The organism is Nocardia transvalensis (assembly GCF_015477765.1).
Classification (GTDB): Bacteria; Actinomycetota; Actinomycetes; order Mycobacteriales; family Mycobacteriaceae; genus Nocardia; species Nocardia transvalensis_A.
The window spans coordinates 17,586-36,062 of record NZ_JADLQQ010000018.1 but is presented as its reverse complement, the minus strand read 5'-3'; the positions used below and the strand labels follow the sequence as shown (position 1 = coordinate 36,062).

The 18,477-nt window shown below is 68.8% G+C and carries 14 protein-coding genes; 7 read left to right on the top strand and 7 right to left on the bottom strand.

Features of this window, described 5'->3' with window-relative positions; translation table 11 throughout:
• Nucleotides 1-177 precede the first annotated feature (177 nt).
• From IU452_RS36630 to IU452_RS36615, 4 genes are all read right to left on the bottom strand, one after another.
• The gene (locus tag IU452_RS36630) at nucleotides 178-1,818 is read right to left on the bottom strand and encodes an acyl-CoA carboxylase subunit beta (RefSeq protein ID WP_195113861.1); all 1,641 of its coding nucleotides are present in this window, start codon (nucleotides 1,816-1,818) and stop codon (nucleotides 178-180) included.
• Nucleotides 1,819-1,938: 120 nt separating this feature from the next.
• Nucleotides 1,939-3,033, bottom strand: a complete 1,095-nt coding sequence (locus IU452_RS36625) for a YncE family protein (protein WP_324193027.1) — start codon at nucleotides 3,031-3,033, stop codon at nucleotides 1,939-1,941.
• 274 nt (nucleotides 3,034-3,307) lie between these two features.
• Nucleotides 3,308-4,645: an L-lysine 6-transaminase gene (gene lat, locus IU452_RS36620; protein ID WP_195113859.1), complete on the bottom strand. Its 1,338-nt coding sequence runs from the start codon at nucleotides 4,643-4,645 to the stop codon at nucleotides 3,308-3,310.
• Between the two features lie 67 nt (nucleotides 4,646-4,712).
• A complete protein-coding gene (locus IU452_RS36615) occupies nucleotides 4,713-5,165 on the bottom strand; it encodes an Lrp/AsnC family transcriptional regulator (protein WP_195113858.1) in 453 nt (150 codons plus the stop codon).
• 52 nt (nucleotides 5,166-5,217) lie between these two features.
• Between IU452_RS36615 and IU452_RS36610 the strand changes: the two genes are divergently transcribed.
• Nucleotides 5,218-6,744: an aldehyde dehydrogenase family protein gene (locus IU452_RS36610; protein ID WP_195113857.1), complete on the top strand. Its 1,527-nt coding sequence runs from the start codon at nucleotides 5,218-5,220 to the stop codon at nucleotides 6,742-6,744.
• 407 nt (nucleotides 6,745-7,151) lie between these two features.
• Here the strand turns inward: IU452_RS36610 and IU452_RS36605 are convergent, their stop codons facing one another.
• Together IU452_RS36605 and IU452_RS36600 are read right to left on the bottom strand one after the other, a co-directional pair.
• Entirely contained in the window at nucleotides 7,152-8,018 is an 867-nt protein-coding gene (locus tag IU452_RS36605) for an SDR family oxidoreductase (RefSeq protein ID WP_195113856.1), read from the bottom strand.
• Nucleotides 8,015-8,977 (bottom strand): patatin-like phospholipase family protein, encoded by a 963-nt coding sequence (locus tag IU452_RS36600; RefSeq protein WP_195113855.1) that lies wholly within the window; start codon nucleotides 8,975-8,977, stop codon nucleotides 8,015-8,017. The genes IU452_RS36605 and IU452_RS36600 overlap by 4 nt, the downstream gene beginning before the upstream one ends.
• A gap of 68 nt (nucleotides 8,978-9,045) precedes the next feature.
• On the opposite strand from IU452_RS36600, the gene IU452_RS36595 reads away from it, so the two are divergent.
• Nucleotides 9,046-9,645, top strand: coding sequence for a TetR/AcrR family transcriptional regulator (locus tag IU452_RS36595; RefSeq protein ID WP_195113854.1), 600 nt, complete (start codon nucleotides 9,046-9,048; stop codon nucleotides 9,643-9,645).
• A 16-nt stretch (nucleotides 9,646-9,661) separates the two neighbouring features.
• On the opposite strand, the gene IU452_RS36590 is transcribed toward IU452_RS36595, so the two are convergent.
• Nucleotides 9,662-10,207, bottom strand: coding sequence for a histidine phosphatase family protein (locus IU452_RS36590; RefSeq protein WP_324193026.1), 546 nt, complete (start codon nucleotides 10,205-10,207; stop codon nucleotides 9,662-9,664).
• 108 nt (nucleotides 10,208-10,315) lie between these two features.
• Between IU452_RS36590 and IU452_RS36585 the strand changes: the two genes are divergently transcribed.
• The 5 genes from IU452_RS36585 to IU452_RS36565 all read left to right on the top strand — a co-directional run bounded on the left by IU452_RS36585 (nucleotide 10,316) and on the right by IU452_RS36565 (nucleotide 18,407).
• The gene (locus IU452_RS36585; RefSeq protein ID WP_195113852.1) at nucleotides 10,316-15,298 is read left to right on the top strand and encodes an ATP-dependent helicase; all 4,983 of its coding nucleotides are present in this window, start codon (nucleotides 10,316-10,318) and stop codon (nucleotides 15,296-15,298) included.
• A gap of 9 nt (nucleotides 15,299-15,307) precedes the next feature.
• Entirely contained in the window at nucleotides 15,308-16,072 is a 765-nt protein-coding gene (locus IU452_RS36580) for an Fpg/Nei family DNA glycosylase (RefSeq protein WP_195113851.1), read from the top strand.
• Nucleotides 16,073-16,221: 149 nt separating this feature from the next.
• Nucleotides 16,222-16,422: a hypothetical protein gene (locus IU452_RS36575; protein WP_195113850.1), complete on the top strand. Its 201-nt coding sequence runs from the start codon at nucleotides 16,222-16,224 to the stop codon at nucleotides 16,420-16,422.
• A 15-nt stretch (nucleotides 16,423-16,437) separates the two neighbouring features.
• Nucleotides 16,438-17,802: a hydroxysqualene dehydroxylase HpnE gene (gene hpnE / locus IU452_RS36570; RefSeq protein ID WP_195113849.1), complete on the top strand. Its 1,365-nt coding sequence runs from the start codon at nucleotides 16,438-16,440 to the stop codon at nucleotides 17,800-17,802.
• The gene (locus tag IU452_RS36565) at nucleotides 17,799-18,407 is read left to right on the top strand and encodes a TetR/AcrR family transcriptional regulator (RefSeq protein ID WP_416382406.1); all 609 of its coding nucleotides are present in this window, start codon (nucleotides 17,799-17,801) and stop codon (nucleotides 18,405-18,407) included. Before hpnE ends, IU452_RS36565 begins: the two co-directional genes overlap by 4 nt.
• The last annotated feature ends 70 nt before the right edge of the window (nucleotides 18,408-18,477 follow it).

The following is an 18,477-nucleotide window of genomic DNA, read 5'->3' as shown; positions in this document are numbered from 1 at the left end:
GGGAAGGCCCGGCATTCACGACTCCCGGGTGAGCCCGGAACCCGCAAACGGTATTCGTTGCGGCTCTCATCGGCGAGGGCCTGTTCTTACCATCTTCACTCGGATGGGGCAGATCTGCGCGGTCTGGTTGGACACCTCACACAGCAGTGTGACTCCGACACCGCACATATCGCCGAATCAGAGCGGGATGTTGCCGTGCTTCTTCGGGGGCATGCTCACCATCTTGCGTTCCAGCAGCCGCAGCGCCGACACGATCTGACCGCGGGTGTGCGACGGCGGGATGACCGCGTCGACATAGCCGCGTTCGGCCGCCACGTACGGGTTCACCAAGGTGTCCTCGTACTCGTTCTGCAGCTCCAGCCGCAGCGCATCGACGTCGGCGCCCTCGGCCGCCGCCTGCTGCAGTTGCTTGCGGTAGACGAATCCGACGGCACCCGAGGCGCCCATGACCGCGATCTGGGCGGTCGGCCACGCCAGGTTTACATCCGCGCCCATATGCTTGGAGCCCATCACGTCGTAGGCGCCGCCGTAGGCCTTGCGGGTGATAATAGTGATCTTCCCCACAGTGGCCTCGCCGTAGGCATAGAGCAGCTTGGCGCCGCGGCGGATGATGCCGTTGTACTCCTGGCCCGTACCCGGCAAGAAGCCCGGCACATCGACCAGGGTGACGATCGGGACGTTGAACGCATCGCAGGTGCGCACGAACCGGGCCGCCTTCTCCGAGGCGTCGATGTCCAGGCAGCCCGCGAACTGGGTGGGCTGGTTGGCCACGATGCCGACGCTGCGGCCGTCGATGCGGCCGAAACCGACGATGATGTTCATCGCGCGCTCGGCCTGGATCTCGAGGAATTCGTCGTCGTCGAGCAGCCGGCGAATGATCTCGTGCATGTCGTAGGGCTGGTTCGGCGAGTCCGGGATCAGGTTGTCGAGCTCGAGGTCCTCCTCGGTCAGCGACTCCTCGATGGCACCGTCGATCGGGTCGGTGGCCGGGAACCGCGGCGGCTCGGCCCGGTTGTTGCTGGGCAGATAGCTCAGCAGATCCTTCACGTAGTCCAGCGCGTCCTGCTCGCCCGAGGCGACGTAGTGCGCCGTGCCGGACTTCACCATGTGGGTGTGGGCGCCGCCCAGCTCCTCCATGGTGACCTCTTCGCCGGTGACGGTCTTGATGACGTCCGGGCCGGTGATGAACATCTTGCTGGTCTGGTCGACCATGATGACGAAGTCGGTCAGCGCCGGTGAGTACACGTGCCCACCCGCGGCCGCACCCATGATCAGCGAGATCTGCGGGATCACACCCGAGGCCTGGATGTTGCGGTGGAAGATCTCGCCGTAGAGGCCGAGGGAGACCACGCCCTCCTGGATCCGGGCGCCGGCGCCGTCGTTGATGCCGATCAGCGGGCGGCCGGTCTTGAGCGCCAGGTCCATCACCTTGACGATCTTCTCGCCGTACACCTCGCCGAGGCTGCCGCCGAACACGGTCGCGTCCTGGGAGAAGATGCACACGTCGCGGCCGTCGATGGTGCCGTAACCGGTCACCACGCCGTCGCCGAGCGGCCGGTTGTTCTCCAGGCCGAAGTTCACGCTGCGGTGCCGGGCCAGCGCGTCCAATTCCACGAACGAGCCCTCGTCCAGCAGCGCCAGGATGCGCTCGCGCGCGGTCATCTTGCCCTTGGCGTGGACCTTGTCGACCGCGGCCTCACCCATCGGGTGCTTGGCCTCTTCCAGCCGGTTGCGCAGATCGGCCAGCTTCCCTGCGGTGGTGTGAATATCGGGGGCGCCCGCCGAACCCGGCGAAGGCTGCTGCTGGACACTCGTCATGTCCCGGAGTCTAGCCAGTGGCGGAGCAGCTGAAAATTCGAGAGGGGTTACCGGCGAGTACCCTTATTGGCTACTCGCCAGTAAAAAACCGCTGGTGAAACGCGGTGAGCAGCAAGCGGTTCAGCGCATGACGCCGGTATGACCGGTGGAGTAGCGGCCCGGTTGCGGCCACACCGTCAATCCGTGCGGACCGCGGCCGACGGGTATGCGCGCCAACAGTTTCCACTCGGTTATATCGATTGCGTAAACCTCTCCGCTGTAGCGGCCGGAGACCCAGAACACCCGCCCGTCGGCGGAGATGTTGCCCATATCGGGACTGCCGCCGCCGGGGATGCGCCAGGTCCGGGCCAGCGTCCGTGCGGCGAAGTCCCAGACCGACAGGCTGCCCTCACCCCGGTTGGTGATGATCATCTGCTGGGAATCGCGGGTGATATAGAGGCCGTGCGCACCCTTACCGGTCGGGATCGTCCCGGTGACCTCGAAGGTTTTCGCGTCGATGGTGTAGACGCCGTCGGCCATCATGTCGGCGACGAAAAACGTCGTCCCGTCCGGGGAGAGCTTCACGTCCTGCGGCATGCCGCCGCGCCCGCCGGGCAGGTCCACCATCCTGATCAGTCGCGGCGTCGCGATGTCCAGAACCGCCATGCGCCCGGCGAATTCGCAACTGGCGAGGGCGAAGCGGCCGTCGGCGGTGAAGTCCATGTGATCGACCCCGGCGCAGTCGGGCACCGGGACGGCACCCACCTTCTGCCAGGTGTGCGGATCGTAGAGATCCACCGATTTGTCGGCCTCGGCGACGACCAGGGCGAATTTGCCGTCGGGGCTGAAGTACATGTTGTAGGGGTCGCGGACCGGAATCGGGTCGCCGGGCTTGCCGGTGCGCGGGTCGATGGGGAGCAGGCTGCCACCGCCCAGCGGTAGGTCGTTGGTCACATACAGCGTCTGCATGTCGTAGGACGGCACCACGTGCTGCGGCTCGCGCCCCTGGGCCGAGTAGGTGTCGACCACCGTGAAGGTGGCCTGGTCGATGACCGTCACCGTATTCGCCTCGCTATTCGGCACGTACACCAAGGGCAAATGATCGGCGACCGTGGGACTCAATTCCCGTGTGCCCGCGTAGACATCGGTGGCCGACAGCGGGGGCGGCATCCCGGGCAACAGATTCAGCGCGGCCGGGGACGGTGTGGCGGTAGCCGTGGCGATCGCCGATTTCACCGGCGGACGCTGCGCTTTTTCCGCCTCACCGCCCGACGAGCAACCAGCCAGTAGGACAAGAGCGAGGACGATTCCGAGGCGTGCGCCGCGCGCGCTCACGCGGCACACCCGGTCCGGCGTTCCGATCGGCGTGTCGACATGGGAGCGAATAGTAGGCGTCCGCAACGCAATTCAGAGCTACCGACGCGCAACGGGTAGCGCGCGTCGGCGGACACGCCGGGTTGTTCCGGACCCTATGTCGGGGATGTCCCGATATCGGGCGAGGGTGCGGGGGTCAGCTCAGCACGCGGTCGAGGGCCTCGACCGCCTCGTCCACCTCGTCGGCGGTGACCGTGAGCGGCGGTCGGAATCGGATGCCCCGCTCGCCCGTGCCGAGGATCAGCACCCGCTCGCGTTCGCGCAGTTCGGTGACGACGGCGTCGCGCAGCCGCGCCGATTCCAGCGTGACCGCGCACATCAGCCCGCGTCCGCGCGGCTCGCCGACCTCGGGATGCCGGTCTGCCAGGGCGACGAGCCGCTCCAGCAGGTAGGCACCGAGTTCGGCGGCCCGGTCGGCCAATTCCTCGCTCGCGATCACCTCGAAGATCCGCCGGGCGCGGACCATATCGGCCAGGTTGCCGCCCCAGGTGGAGTTCAGCCGGGAACTGACCGCGAAGACGTTGTCGGGCACCTCGTCGACGCGCCCGCCCGCCATCACACCGCAGACCTGCGTCTTCTTTCCGAACGCCACCACATCCGGCTGCACACCGAGCTGCTGATAGGCCCACATGCTGCCGGTCAGGGCGACACCGGTCTGCACCTCGTCGAGGATGAACAGGGCGTCGTTTTCGTGACACAGCGCCTGCATCGCCTGCAGGAACTGCGGGCGCATATGCCGGTCACCACCCTCGCCCTGAATCGGCTCGGCGATGAAACACGCTATGTCGTGCGGATTTTCGGCGAAGGCGGCGCGCGCCTGGGCCAGCGCGTGGCGCTCGGCGGCCTCGATGTCGACCCCGTCGGCCAGATAGGGCGTCTCGATGCGCGGCCAGTCGAACTTCGGGAACCGGGCGACCTTCACCGGATCGGTGTTGGTCAGCGACATGGTGTAGCCGCTGCGGCCGTGGAAGGCGCCGGTCAGATGCAGCACCTTGGTGCCCAGTTCGGCTGGGCGGCCGTGCATTTCGTTGTGCCGGCTCTTCCAGTCGAAGGCGATCTTGAGGGCGTTCTCCACCGCGAGGGCGCCCCCGTCGATGAAGAATCGGTGCGGCAGCGCCGGATCGCCGAGCACCCGTGCGAAGGTGTCGACGAAGCGGGCCATCTCGACGGTGTAGATGTCGGAGTTACTGGGTTTGTTCAGGGCCGCCGTCGCCAGTTCGGACCGGAACCCCGCGTCCTCGGCCAGCGCCGGGTGGTTCATACCCAGCGCCGAGGAGGCGAAGAATCCGAACATATCGAGGTAAGCCGTGCCGTCGCGGGCGTCGACCAGCCGCCGGCCGCGCGATCGGCGCAGGTCCAGCACTAGGTCGAAACCGTCGGCGAGGATGTTCGCTGACAGGATTTCGTGTACGCGGGAGGGGGTGACCAGCGTCGCGTCTGCAACTACCCCCGGGCGCTCCAGTTCGAGGGTCACGTCTACCAGGCTACGCAAATATTTACGACTTCGCTATGCAAACGCCGTAAAAAGTAACGAAACGGGCTCACCTGTCGTAGAATGTCTGGAGAATGATGGTGCTGCGTGTTCGGACGTTGGCGGTCGCGCGGATCTCCTGCAACAACTGCTCGAGGTGCCGCGGCGAGGCCACTCGTACCAGCAGCATGTAGCTCTCGTCACCCGCCACCGAATGGCACTCCTCGATGCCGGGAATGTGCTGGAGGAGCGCGGGGGCGTCATCGGGTTGGGACGGGTCGAGAGGAGTGATCGCGACGAATGCGGACAGCAGTTGTCCCAGCGCCTCCGGATCGACCTTGGCGGTGTAGCCGCGGATCACCCCACGCGCCTCGAGCCGCCGTACCCTCGACTGCACCGCGGACACCGACAGGTTCGCCTTTTCCGCGAGATTCGACAGCGTGGCCCGGCCGTCGGCCATCAGCTCGCGAATCAGAAGTCGATCGATATCGTCCAAAACAGGTTTCGCCGGTGCATCCGCCATCAGCGAAGGCTAACCCACCTGCCGAATGTCGTCGTCGCACATGGAGAAATGCATGACTGCCGTCACCGCCCCGCCCACCGACGAGCTACGCGCCCGCGCCGAGCATCTGCTGCGCGCGCTCGGGGCCGCGCTGCCCGAACCCGGTCCGCTACCGGCCCGCACGCCGATAACCGGCGGTGAACTGGCGAGCCTGCGGCCCAGTACGGACGCCGAGGTCGATGCCGCGATCGGCAAGGCCGCCACCGCATTTCGCGACTGGCGCACGGTGCCCGCACCGCGGCGCGCGGCGGTGGTGCGCCGATTGGGTCAGCTGCTCACCGAGCATCTGGACGAGCTCGGCGAGCTGGTGACCCTGGAGGCCGGCAAGATCGGCGCCGAGGCCCGCGGCGAAGTGCAGGAGATGATCGACATCTGCGAATTCGCGGTGGGCCTGTCGCGGCAGCTGTACGGGCTCACCATGGCCTCGGAGCGGCCGGGCCATCGGCTGATGGAGACCTGGCATCCGCTCGGCGTGGTCGGGGTGCTGTCGGCATTCAACTTCCCGGTGGCGGTCTGGTCGTGGAATACCGCGATCGCGCTGGTCTGCGGTGACACGGTGGTGTGGAAGCCGTCGGAGACGACGCCGCTGACCGCGCTGGCGTGCCATACGCTGCTGCGTCGCGCGGCCACCGAGGTCGGCGCGGATCCCGAGATCCACCAGCTGGTCCAGGGTGCCGCCGACGTCGGTGCGCAGCTGGTCGACGATGAGCGTGTGGCGCTGGTCAGCGCGACCGGATCGATCCGGATGGGGCGCACCGTGGCGCCGCGGGTGGCCGCCCGGTTCGGGCGCTGCCTGCTGGAATTGGGCGGTAACAACGCCGCGATCGTCAGCTCGTCGGCGGATCTGGAATTGGCCACGCGGGGCGTGGTTTTCGCGGCGGCGGGCACGGCGGGGCAGCGCTGTACGACGCTGCGGCGGCTGATCGCACACGCCGATATCGTCGGGCCGCTGGTGGAACGCATCGAGAAGGCGTATCGCCAACTGCGTGTGGGCAATCCGCTCGACGACGGGGTGCTGGTCGGCCCGCTGATCAACGAGCGCGCCTTCACCGCCATGCAGGAGGCGATCTCGCGTGCCGTCGCCGATGGCGGCGAACTGGTCTGCGGCGGTGAGCGAGTGGAGGTCGCCGGAGACGACTCCTACTACGTCCGCCCGGCCATCGTGCGCATGCCCGCCCAGACCGAGGTGGTGCGCGAGGAGACCTTCGCCCCCATCCTCTACGTGCTGACCTACCACGATTTCGACGCCGCCATCGACCTGCACAACGGTGTGCCGCAGGGACTGTCGTCGGCCATCTTCACCACCGACGCCCGCGAGGCCGAACGCTTCCTGGCCGCCGACGGCTCCGACTGCGGCATCGCCAACGTCAACATCGGCACCTCGGGCGCCGAGATCGGCGGCGCCTTCGGCGGCGAAAAGCAGACCGGCGGCGGCCGCGAATCGGGCTCGGACTCCTGGAAGGCCTACATGCGCCGAGCCACCAACACGGTCAACTATTCCTCGGAACTGCCCTTGGCCCAGGGGATTCAGTTCGGGTGAGGTGACCCTGTACCCAGGCGCTGGGGCGCCTGGGTACAGGGAAGCGAAGGGACCCAGGGGCGGCAACTGAAAGAGCCCAAGGGCGAGATCAAAAGCAACCCAAGGGCGAGAACCAAAGCAACCCAAGGGCGAGAACCAAAGCAGCCCAAGGGCGAGAACCAAAGCAGCCCAGGGGCGGGCCCAAGAGCGCGAACATAGCGGGCACCCAGCCAGCCGAGGGGTCCGGTCGCGCCCTTTCTTGCGCTTCGCACCCTCTACCGACAGCCGTAGAGGGTGCGAAAGCCAAGGAAGGGTGCGACCGGCTGCGGCCCACGCTCAGTTCCCGGCGTGCGTCGTCCTCAGCTCCCGGCGTGCGTCGTCCTCAGCTCCCGGCGTGCGTCGTCCTCAGTTCCCGGCGTGCGTCGTCCTCAGCTCCCGGCGTGCTTTTCGCCGGGATCCCCGGCGATGGCGCGGATTTGGGATTCGTAAGTGGCGCGGGTTTTTTCGTCGGAGGGGTGGAGGGCGCGGTCGCCGTTGAGGAGGCGGCGGAACAGGCGGACGGCCGGTTCGGGGGCGGCGGCCAGGGCGAGGTCCAGGGGGTTGAGGTAGTTCGGGACGGCGACCTCTGCGCGGCGGGTGTGGCAGGTCTTGACGATGGCCGACGCCACGTCCTGGGGGTCGACGGTCGGCAGACCGTGACCCAGTGTCAGGCCGGACGACAGGCGGGTGCGCACCGCCGAGGGCAGCACGCAGCTCACGCTCACGCCGTGGTCGGCGAACTCCAGGCGGGTCGCCGCCGAGAGTCCGACGGCGGCGAATTTACTCGCGTTGTAGACCGCCAGACCCGGCAGCGGGATCTTGCCCGCGAGCGAGGCGACGTTCACCACATGCCCGCGACGGCGCTCGATCATGCCGGGCACCACCGCGCGCATGCCATGGATCAGCCCCCACACGTTCACATCGATCGTGGTGTGCCCCACGGCCTCCGGTTCGTCCAGAAACGCACCCGCGGGCATCACCCCGGCATTGTTGACCAGAATGTCGATGCGCCCTGCATCCGCGACCACCCTGTCCCACTGATCCCGCACCCGCACATCGAGTTCGGCGGCGTGGGCACCCAGCGCAACCGCTGCCTCCTGCGCCGCCGCGATATCGACGTCGGCGATGATGACCTCGGCCCCCTTGCGCGCGAACAACTCCGCGGTCGCCTGTCCGATCCCGCGACCGGCGCCCGTGATCAGAATCCGGGCACCGGACAGCTCGATGGCCGGGTAGTCGGCCCGAAGAATGCTCATACGAAGGTTCCCTGTTCCACCGCGCGGCGCGTGCTGCGCAGACTGTGTTCGAAGACGTCCGGACGGCGGCGGCCGTCCATGAAATTGGGCCCCATTACGGCGAGATCGGCCGCGGTGGCGTCGATGCGCAACACCTTGGTCCCGGTGCTGCGCAGGTAGGCGATCTCGCTGTCGAGCCGGGCGCTCATCCGATTGCGCAGCTGCCTCTCCAGCAGATGCCCCGGACTCGTGGCCGGCAGCCGCCCGGTGGAGGCCATCGGCGCCAGCACCACCAGTTCGTCCAGCTCCAGCGAATCCAGCAGATCCACCGAGGCGGTGGATGCCGCACCGCCGTCCACATATCGGCGTCCCGCGATCGTCACCGGCGGGAACCATCCCGGGATCGCCCACGAAGCCCGCAGCGCCGCACCGAGATTCGCCGCGGGAGCCGACGGCGACCCGAACGCCACCCGCTCGCCGGTGGCATAGTCCATGGCCACCAGCCAGGTCGCCGGATGCGGCACCCACTCACGGCCCGGATTCAGTCCCTCGGCAAGCCGCTGCAGCCAACCGGCGTCACCGCCGCCGCTCGGCAGCAGGCCGCTTCCGGCCGTGAGCAACCGCTGTCCCCCGCTGACCCGCCCGGCCGCCAGCGTGCGCAGCGCTTGCCCGGGCGCGCCGAGCCGCGGCCTGGGCAGCGGCGGAAAGCGACCGGGCTCGTCGCGCAGATGCCGCAACAGAACGGGATGGGTGATGGTCCCGCGCTGCAGGGCGACCACCTCGTCGACGCCGACACCACTGCCCAGCATGGTCACCAACTCCGCACCCGCCGAAGTGCCGATCAGCGCCTGCGCTTCCCGCGGATCCCATGCCAGCACATCGCGTACCGCGGCCAGGGCGGCGACGATCCAGGCCGCCCCGAGGGTGCCGCCGCACCCGATCGCCAGGCCACGCCGCTGTGACCTCTTGCCGTTACTCATGGTTTCGCACACTATCAGCTTTCGAATACCGCCGGTATCCGAAATCTGGAGGTCCTTAGAATCGCCCTATGGCACGACTGACCCGGTCCGAGAGCCAGGCCCGCACCCGCGCGGAGTTGCTCGCCACCGCTCGCGAGCTGTTCCTGTCCGAGGGCTACGCCAAAACCAGCCTGGAGCGGGTGGCCGAGGAGGCCGGGTACTCCAAGGGCGCGGTCTACTCCAACTTCCGCACCAAATCCCAGCTGTGCCTGGAGGTGCTGTCGCTCATCCACGAGACGAAATTCGCCGAAGTGGCCGAGCTGCTGCGGGTCGACGGCACGCTCGACGAACGGCTCGCCCGCTTCCAGGACTGGGCCGAGCGCACGCTCGGCGACGTCGGCTGGACCATGCTGGAGTTCGAATTCGCCATCGTCGCCCGCGACGATCCGCAGCTGCAGGCCGCGCTGGTCTCGAATCTCGCGCTGGTCCGCGGCACGGTCGCCGCGCAACTGCAGACCCTTGCCGCCGACCTCGGGGTCGCCCTGCCGCTCCCGCCCGAGGATGCGGCCACGATGGTGCTGAGCGCGGGCCTGGGACTGGGCATCCTGCGCGCGATCGATCCGTCGCTGTCGGCCCGGTTGATCACCGAGGCGGTGCGCACGCTGGTGCTCACGACGTCACCTCGCTGACGCTCGGTGCCGCCGACTACGACCTGAAGTGCAGCGTCCACTCGCCGCGATAATGCAGGCGGGTGATGCTGACCGGCGGAATATCGATGCGCCAGAACGATTTTGCCGGGGCGTCGAGGGTGACCAGCAGCGCCGAGCGGATCACCGCGGGATGGGTGACGGCGATGGTGGGCATGCCCTGCACGGCGATATCGTCGAGCCACTCGCGGATGCGCTCGATGACATCGATCACAGCCTCACCGCCGTGGCCGCGAAACTTCGGATCGGTGAGCCAGGCGTAGAGCTCGTCCTGCGGTACCGACATCAGCTCACCGCCGCGCCACGCTCCGGCATCCAGGTCGCGCAGCCGATCGTCCTCCTCGCCGAGCAGGCCCAGCAGCGCCGCGGTCTCGACGGCGCGGCGCTCGGGGGCGGTCAGCACGCGAGCGGCGTGGAGGCGGCCGCAGGCGGCGACCGCGCGGCGTCCCGCCTCGGTGAGCGGCTCGTCCACCGGAAATCGTGCTTTGCGCATCGCTTCGGTCATACCGTGACTGACAAGGTCTAGTCGGAGGACCTTCTGCACGGATGGAAGCGTACGGCGCGACGTCGTGCGACGTATCGCGATTGCTCAGCCTTCGCCCTGTAATGAGACCCGGGCGTTTTTGTCGGTCCCCCGATGCAGACTGGTGCCATGGACCAGTTCTCCCGCCCCACTCAGGAGTGGTTCGACGGCGCGTTCGAGGAGCCGACGGCCGCTCAGCTGGGGGCGTGGCGGGCCATTTCGGCCGGTGAGCACACCCTGGTCATCGCCCCGACCGGCTCGGGTAAGACCCTCTCGGCGTTCCTGTGGGCCATCGACCGGCTGGCCACTAGGGGGCCGTCCGATGCGCCGCGCAAGACCTCGGTGCTCTACATCTCACCGCTCAAGGCGCTTGCGGTCGATGTCGAGCGCAATCTCCGGGCCCCTCTGGTGGGGGTGACGCAGACCGCCAAGCGGCTCGGGCTCCCCGCTCCGGAGATCACCGTCGGGGTGCGTTCCGGCGACACCAGCGCGACCGCCCGCCGGTCCATGCAGCGCACCCCGCCCGACATTCTCATCACCACGCCGGAATCGCTGTATCTGATGCTGACCTCGTCGGCCCGTGAGGCGCTCACCGAGGTGCAGACCGTGATCGTCGACGAGGTGCACGCCATCGCCGGCTCCAAACGCGGCGCGCACCTGGCGCTTTCGCTGGCGCGGCTGGATCTGCTCACCGAGCGCCCGGCACAGCGGATCGGGCTCTCGGCCACGGTGCGTCCGCCGGAGGAGGTCGGGCGGTTCCTGGTGGGGGCGGCGCCGATCACGATCGTGAAACCCCCGGCTCCGAAGACGTTCGACCTGTCGGTGCGGGTCCCCGTCGCGGATATGACCGAACCCGACCCCTCCGATGACCAGCCCGGCTCGATCTGGCCGCATGTCGACTCCGCGATCGTGGATCTCGTCCTGGCACACCGCTCCTCGATCGTGTTCGCGAATTCGCGCCGCCTGGCCGAACGCCTGACAGCCCGGTTGAACGAGGAGTACACGACGCGACTGGGCGATCCGGTGGAGACCGAGCACCGGCCCCCGGCTCAGCTCGGCCCCTCCACCGAGGTGACCCACGGTGCCGAACAACTGCTCGCCCGCGCCCACCACGGGTCGGTGAGCAAGGAACAGCGCGCCCTCATCGAGGACGATCTCAAGAGCGGGCGGCTGCGATGCGTGGTCGCGACCAGCAGCCTGGAACTCGGTATCGATATGGGCGCCGTCGATCTGGTGGTGCAGGTGGAGGCGCCGCCGTCGGTGGCCAGCGGCCTGCAGCGGGTCGGGCGGGCCGGACATCAGGTGGGTGAGATCTCGCGCGGCGTGATCTTCCCGAAGCACCGCACCGATGTGGTGAACTGCGCGGTGGCGTCGATGCGGATGACGGCCGGGCAGATCGAGGAGCTGAAGGTCCCCGCCCACCCGCTCGACATCCTGGCCCAGCAGACCGTCGCGGCCTGCGCGCTCGAGCCGATCGACGTCGACACCTGGTTCGATACCGTGCGCGGCACCGGCAGCTATGCGACGCTGCCGCGATCGGCCTACGAATCGGTGCTGGACCTGCTGTCCGGGCGCTACCCCTCCGACGAATTCGCCGAATTGCGGCCGCGCGTGGTGTGGGACCGTGACGCGGGCACCCTGACCGGACGCCCGGGTGCACAGCGGCTGGCCGTCACCTCCGGTGGCGCAATTCCCGATCGCGGCCTGTTCCCGGTGTTCATGGTCGGCGAGAAGGCCTCGCGCGTCGGCGAACTCGACGAGGAAATGGTCTACGAGTCGCGCGTCGGCGACGTCTTCGCCCTCGGCGCCACCAGCTGGCGCATCGAGGACATCACCCACGACCGGGTGCTGGTGTCCCCGGCGTTCGGCCTCCCCGGCCGTCTGCCGTTCTGGCACGGCGATTCTCTCGGCCGCCCGGCCGAATTGGGCGCCGCCCTGGGCGAATTCGTCCGCCACGCCGGACAGGCGGTCGAGCGTGCCCCGGCCACCCGGATCGATGCACTCGTGCGCGCGGCGGCGAAACCGGATCACGATCCCACGAGCACGCCACCCTCCGCAGCCGATTCGATCAACCGCAGTCCGGCCGCGGCCTCCTCCCGGCCGGGGAGCAGGAAACCGTCCGAAGTCGATTCGGCCGACCGCGGTCCACGAGTCGGGCCGGGCACCGCCGTCGCGAATCTGGGCGATCTCGAACAGATCTCGCATACGGCGGGACTGGACGACTTCGCGACGGCGAATCTGGTTGCGCTGCTGGCCGATCAGCAGCAGGCGACCGGGCATCTGCCGACCGATCGCACCCTGCTGGTGGAGCGGTTCCGGGACGAGTTGGGCGACTGGCGGCTGGTGCTGCATTCGCCGTACGGACTACCCGTGCATGCGCCCTGGGCGCTGGCCGTGGGTGCCCGCTTGCGCGAGCGGTTCGGGGTCGATGCCGCGCCGACCGCGTCCGACGACGGCATCGTGGTGCGGCTGCCCGACACCACCGACGATCCGCCGGGCGCCGAACTGTTCGTCTTCGAGCCCGACGAGATCGACGACGTCGTCACCGAACAGGTCGGCGGCTCGGCCCTGTTCGCCTCCCGGTTCCGGGAGTGCTCGGCGCGGGCGCTGCTGTTGCCGCGCCGCGACCCGGGACGACGGGCGCCACTGTGGCAGCAGCGGCAGCGGGCGGCCCAATTGCTCGATGTGGCACGCAAATTCCCCGACTTCCCGATCCTGCTCGAGACCGCGCGCGAATGCCTGCAGGACGTCTACGACCTTCCCGCCCTGCGTGAGCTGCTCGTCCGCATCGCCCGGCGCAAGTTGCGGCTGGTGGAGGTGGAGACGGCGGCGCCGTCGCCGTTCGCCAACGCCCTGCTGTTCGACTACATCGGCCAGTTCATGTACGAGGGCGACAGCCCGCTGGCCGAGCGGCGGGCGGCCGCGCTGTCCCTGGACTCCGGCCTGCTCGCCGAACTGCTCGGGCGGGTGGAACTGCGCGAACTGCTCGACGCCGCGGTCATCGAGCAGACCGAGCGGGAGTTGCAGCGCCTGACTCCCGAACGCCAGGCCCGCGATATGGAAGGGCTCGCCGATCTGCTCCGCCTGCTGGGCCCGCTCACACCCGCCGAGGCCGCGCTGCGCTGCACCGACGATCCCGCGCCGTGGTTCGCGGAGTTGGCCACATCCCGTCGTGCCCTGGAGGTTTCGTTCGCCGGTGAGCGCTGGTGGACGGCGGTGGAGGATGCCGCGCGGCTGCGCGATGCACTGGGCGTCCCGCTGCCGATCGGCACGCCCACCGCATTCATCGAACCCGTCGCCGATCCGCTCGGCGATCTGGTCGCCCGCTACGCGCGCACCCACGGGCCGTTCACCCTCGACGCGGTGGCCCGTCGTTTCGGCCTCGGCCCTGCCGTCGCCGCGACCGCCCTGCACCGGCTCGCCACCGAAAAACGCATGGTGGAAGGCGAATTCACCCCCGGGACGTCCGGTGCCGAATGGTGCGACAGTCAGGTGCTGCGCCGCCTGCGCAGGCGATCGCTGGCCGCGGCGCGCAAGGAGGTGGAGCCCGTCGCCACCGCGGCGTTCGCCCGCTTCCTCCCGGCCTGGCAGCACGTCGGCACACGCGAGCTGCGTGGCGTCGACGGCGTGGCCGCGGTGGTGGAACAGCTTGCGGGCGTGCCGATCCCGGCGTCGGCCTGGGAGTCGTTGATCCTGCCGTCGCGGGTCCGCGACTACGCCCCCGCGATGCTCGACGAGCTGATGGCCACCGGTGAGGTCATCTGGTCCGGGCACGGCTCCATCACCGCCAAGGACGGCTGGATCGCCCTGCATCCGGCCGACCAGGCCGGTGTCACCCTGGCCCCGCCAGACGAGATCGACTTCACCGAGACCCAGATCCAGCTGCTGCTGGCCCTGGGTGCCACGGTGATTCCGGAAAGGCCTGCGCCCGTGGGTGATTCACGGCGCAGGTCCCGCTCGAGCAGCGGACCAAGCGACCCGGGGGACGATGGCGGTGTGTCCGCACCGTGGAACCGCCAGTCGATGGCCGACGGGGCGATCGACGGGGATGGCAGCGGAGCATCGAGTGCCCCCGACCGTCTAGGCGATGCCGAGCGGGAACCTCCGCCCGGACCGGACGCCCAGGCGGGGACGGCGAGCCCGGGCGCTGTCGCACAACCTCGTACGGGAGGCATGCAGGTGGTGCCGACCTCGGGCGGGGCCTACTTCTTCCGGCAGCTCTCCGATGCCACCGGACTGCTCGACGACACAGCGGTGGCCGGCGCCCTCTGGGAACTGGTGTGGGCGGGCTATGTCGCCGGAGACACCTTCGCTCCCGTCCGGGCGATGTTGTCGGGCACGACGCGCAGCACCACCGCACACCGCACACCACGACGGACGCCCCGGGGCCGGATCTACCTGCCGCGGACGACCCTGCCCACCCGGACCGGGCCGCCGACGGTCGCGGGCCGGTGGTCGCTGCTCCCGGAACGCGTGTCCGACAACACGATTCGCGCCCATGCCACCGCCGATGTGCTACTGGAGCGCTACGGGGTCCTGACACGCGGGTCCGTCCAGAGCGAGGGCGTGCCCGGTGGGTTCGCCCTGATGTATCGGGTCCTGACCGAATTCGAGGACCGGGGGCGATGCCGGCGCGGCTATTTCGTGGACTCGCTCGGCGGCGCCCAGTTCTCCACCACCGATGTGGTGGATCGCCTCCGCTCCTTCGACACCGAGCGGTCGCCGCGCGCCGAGAGCAGGGCGCTCGCGCTGGCCGCCTGCGATCCGGCCAATCCCTACGGCGCGGCGCTGCCCTGGCCGAAGAGCGCCGCCGAGGGTGCCGGACACCGCCCGGGCCGCAAGGCGGGCGCAATCGTCGTCCTCGTCGACGGAGACCTCGCGCTCTATCTCGAACGCGGCGGCAAAACCCTGCTCACCTTCACCGAGGACCCCCAGGTCCGCGCCGACGCCGCCGCCGCACTGGCCGCCCTGGTCCACGACCGCCGAGTCGACTCCCTGGTCATCGACCGAGTCGACGGCGAATCCGTCCACGGCAACACCTTCGCCACCTTCCTCGCCGAAGCCGGCTTCGCCCCCACCCCCCGTGGCTTCCGCCTCCGGAGCAAACCATGACCCACGACCATGCCCGAAGGTGACACGGTATTTCTTGCCGCCAAGCGGCTGCGGGCTGCGCTGGACGGAAAGGTGCTGACGCGCAGCGACTTTCGGGTACCCAGATATGCGACGGTGGATTTGAGCGGGCAGACGGTCGAGAGCGTGGGCAGCTACGGCAAGCATCTGTTCGTGCGCACGGCGAGCGTCAGCGTGCACACCCACTTGAAGATGGAGGGGGTCTGGCGGGTGTACCGGCCCGGACAGCGCTGGACGAAACCGGCCTTCACCGCGCGCCTCATCCTGGCCACCGAGGATGCGGAGGCCGTCGGCTTCTCGCTCGGTCTGGTGCGGGTGCTCCGCCGCGCCGACGAGCACACCGCCATCGACCACCTCGGCCCGGATCTGCTCGGGCCGAACTGGGATCCGGCCGAGGCGGTGCGGCGGCTGCGGGAGAATCCGGATCGACCCATCGGCCTGGCACTGCTCGATCAGCGCAATCTGGCGGGCATCGGAAATATCTACCGCAGTGAAATCTGCTTCCTGCGCCGCATCCATCCGGCCACGCCGGTCGGCGCCATCGACGACCTCACCGGCCTGGTGGAGGAGGCCCATCGGGTCCTCACCGAGGCCGCCCACCACCCGCCGTGGCGGGCGCTGGCCTACGGCCGCCCGCGCCAGCCCTGCCGCCGCTGCGGGAACGGGATGGTGGCCCGTCAGCTCGGCGGCGAGGGTGTCGACAGCAGCGAGCGCAGCATCTACCTCTGCCCGCACTGCCAACCTCTGCCGATCTGATCACCACCGAACTTCTCCGCCCCGGGCGCGCGCCGCTCCAGCTTGGACGAATATCCACGGTGTAATTTGCCGCTCAATTGCTAACACCCGGTAGTTGAAACCCGACACTATCGTCGACCGACCCCGGGCACACCAATAGGAGCAGGCAGATGACGACGGTGCCGACGACCAAGTGTCGCGCCTTCGGCATAGCCCTGCAGGTGCTTATCGCGATCGCCGCACTCGTGGCCACGATCTTCTTCACTTACCTGCTGCTGCACGAACATCCGACCCAACGAATCACCCCGACCGTCCAGCCCCACCCCTTGACCACCCAACCCCTCTCCCCTAACTTACAAGTTGTAAGTTAAGTGAGGAGGGCCGTCATGGGCCAGGATCCACGCCGGTATGTCGTCATCGGAGGCGGCCTGGCCGGGCTCGCCGCCGCCGTCTGGTTGGCCGAAGCGGGCAAACAGGTCACCCTGCTGGAGCGACGCGGTCGCCTCGGTGGCCGCACCCACGCCATGCACGCCGAGGCGGTGCACGACATTCCCGACAACGGTCAGCACGTGATCGCCAGCGGCTATCACCATCTGTTCCGCTATCTCGAATCCGTCGGCACCCGAGACTGCGTCGCCTATCCGCACCGCGCGACGCTGCGCTGGCCGGACGGCCGATCGACCACCATGTCGACCACCGGCCTGGGTGCGATCCGGACCCTGTTCGGGGTGCATCCGAGCGCGAGCGTGGCGGATCGATTGCGCACATTCCGCGCCACCGTGCGGCTGGGTTGGCAGTGCCTGAATCAGCCCGAGGATCTGGCCGACCTGACCACCGAGCAGTGGTTCGAACGAGTCGGCATGCCCGCCACGGCCCGGGAAGCGCTGTGGGACTGGCTCGCCCTCGGTATCGCGGCCGAACCGGTGCAGCGGGAGTCGGCGAAGGTGTTCGCCAACGTCATGGCCACCGGGCTGCGCCTGGGGCTGAAGCACCGCATCCCCGTCACCATCGGATACCCCACGGTCGATCTGGACACCCTGTACGTCACGGGCGCACTGAAGCTGTTCGAGCGACGTGGAGTGGAGGTCCGCTACCGGGCGGTGGCGCGCAGCATCGATATCCGCGACGGCGCGGTCACCGGCGTCACGCTGGCCGACGGCAGCGTCGTCCCCGCCGATGCCGTGGTGTGCGCGGTCCCCAACTCGAATATCGGCGGCCTGCTGGACCAGTTGCCCGAGCATGCCGAAATCTACGCCGCCGCGGACAAATTGGGGTATACACCGATCGTCAGCACCAATCTGTACCTGGATCGCCCCTTGGGCACCGACCATGCCTTCGAGGCCCTCATCGGTGGCACCGGAGTGATCGACGAGGTGTTCGACCGGCAGCTCATGCACGGCCGCCACACCGACCACGCCTGGCTGTACTGCCTGACCACCAGCGGCGCCTACGAGCAGATCCATAAATCGAACGACGAGATCGTCGCCGAACAGATGGCCCTGTTGGGCCGCTATTACCCGGCGGCTCGCGAGGCGACAGTCGTTGCCGCACAGGTGGTCAAGATGCCGCGCGCCACCTTCTCCCAGGTGGTCGGCACCCACGACCTGCGGCCACCGCAGCGCACCTCGGTGCCCACGCTGGTCCTGGCCGGCGACTGGACCGCCACCGACTGGTCGGCGACGATGGAAAGCGCGGTGGAGAGCGCGGCCAAGGCGGTCGATCTGCTGCTCGAGTTACCGTCGATGCCGTGAGTTCCGAGCGCCCCGCGACCCGCCGCCGCATGACCGGCGCGGAACGGCGGGAGCAACTGCTGGACGTCACGCGCGACATCGTGGCCGCCGAGGGCTTCACGGCCGTGACCATCGACCGGGTCGCCCGGGCGGCCCAGGTCACCCGCACCGTGATCTATCAGCAATTCACCGATCTGCCCGGCCTGGTTATCGCCCTGCTCGACAGAGAATCGGCCATCGCGTTCTCGGGCATGAGCACGGTCGACCACCCCGATGCGCACGGCGACATCGACAGCGTCGGCCGGGGCATCCTGGCGTATCTGCACGCCGCCCCCACCAGCTGGCGCATCATCCTGCACCCACCCGACGGCGCCCCACCCGAACTCCGCGAACGCATCGAAATCGGCCGCGCCTACGCCCGCAGAATCGGTGCCCGTCACCTGTCCCGCCTGGCCGGTATCACCATCGATCCGGACGGCCCGACAGAACGAATCATGCTGGCAGCCATGGAAGAACTGGCCCGCCTCCACCTCGACGCCCCCGACCGCCACCCCGACGACCTGGTCCTCCGCTACCTCCACTCCCTAACCACCTGGGCCACCGAGTTCGAGCGCTCCACCCGCTGACCCACACAGCCGCACCCCTTGTCGACATCCGCACCCCCTACAGGTGCTGCACGGGGTGCGGGTGTCGATA

Excerpts from the sequence above, each read along its gene's own strand:
- IU452_RS36630 (WP_195113861.1), bottom strand. The coding sequence starts at position 1,818 with ATGACGAGTGTCCAGCAGCAGCCTTCGCCGGGTTCGGCGGGCGCCCCC.
- IU452_RS36585 (WP_195113852.1), top strand. The coding sequence starts at position 10,316 with ATGGACCAGTTCTCCCGCCCCACTCAGGAGTGGTTCGACGGCGCGTTC.
- hpnE (WP_195113849.1), top strand. The coding sequence starts at position 16,438 with ATGGGCCAGGATCCACGCCGGTATGTCGTCATCGGAGGCGGCCTGGCC.
- IU452_RS36605 (WP_195113856.1), bottom strand. The coding sequence starts at position 8,018 with ATGAGCATTCTTCGGGCCGACTACCCGGCCATCGAGCTGTCCGGTGCC.
- IU452_RS36575 (WP_195113850.1), top strand. The coding sequence starts at position 16,222 with ATGACGACGGTGCCGACGACCAAGTGTCGCGCCTTCGGCATAGCCCTG.
- IU452_RS36595 (WP_195113854.1), top strand. The coding sequence starts at position 9,046 with ATGGCACGACTGACCCGGTCCGAGAGCCAGGCCCGCACCCGCGCGGAG.
- IU452_RS36600 (WP_195113855.1), bottom strand. The coding sequence starts at position 8,977 with ATGAGTAACGGCAAGAGGTCACAGCGGCGTGGCCTGGCGATCGGGTGC.
- IU452_RS36615 (WP_195113858.1), bottom strand. The coding sequence starts at position 5,165 with ATGGCGGATGCACCGGCGAAACCTGTTTTGGACGATATCGATCGACTT.
- IU452_RS36580 (WP_195113851.1), top strand. The coding sequence starts at position 15,308 with ATGCCCGAAGGTGACACGGTATTTCTTGCCGCCAAGCGGCTGCGGGCT.
- IU452_RS36610 (WP_195113857.1), top strand. The coding sequence starts at position 5,218 with ATGACTGCCGTCACCGCCCCGCCCACCGACGAGCTACGCGCCCGCGCC.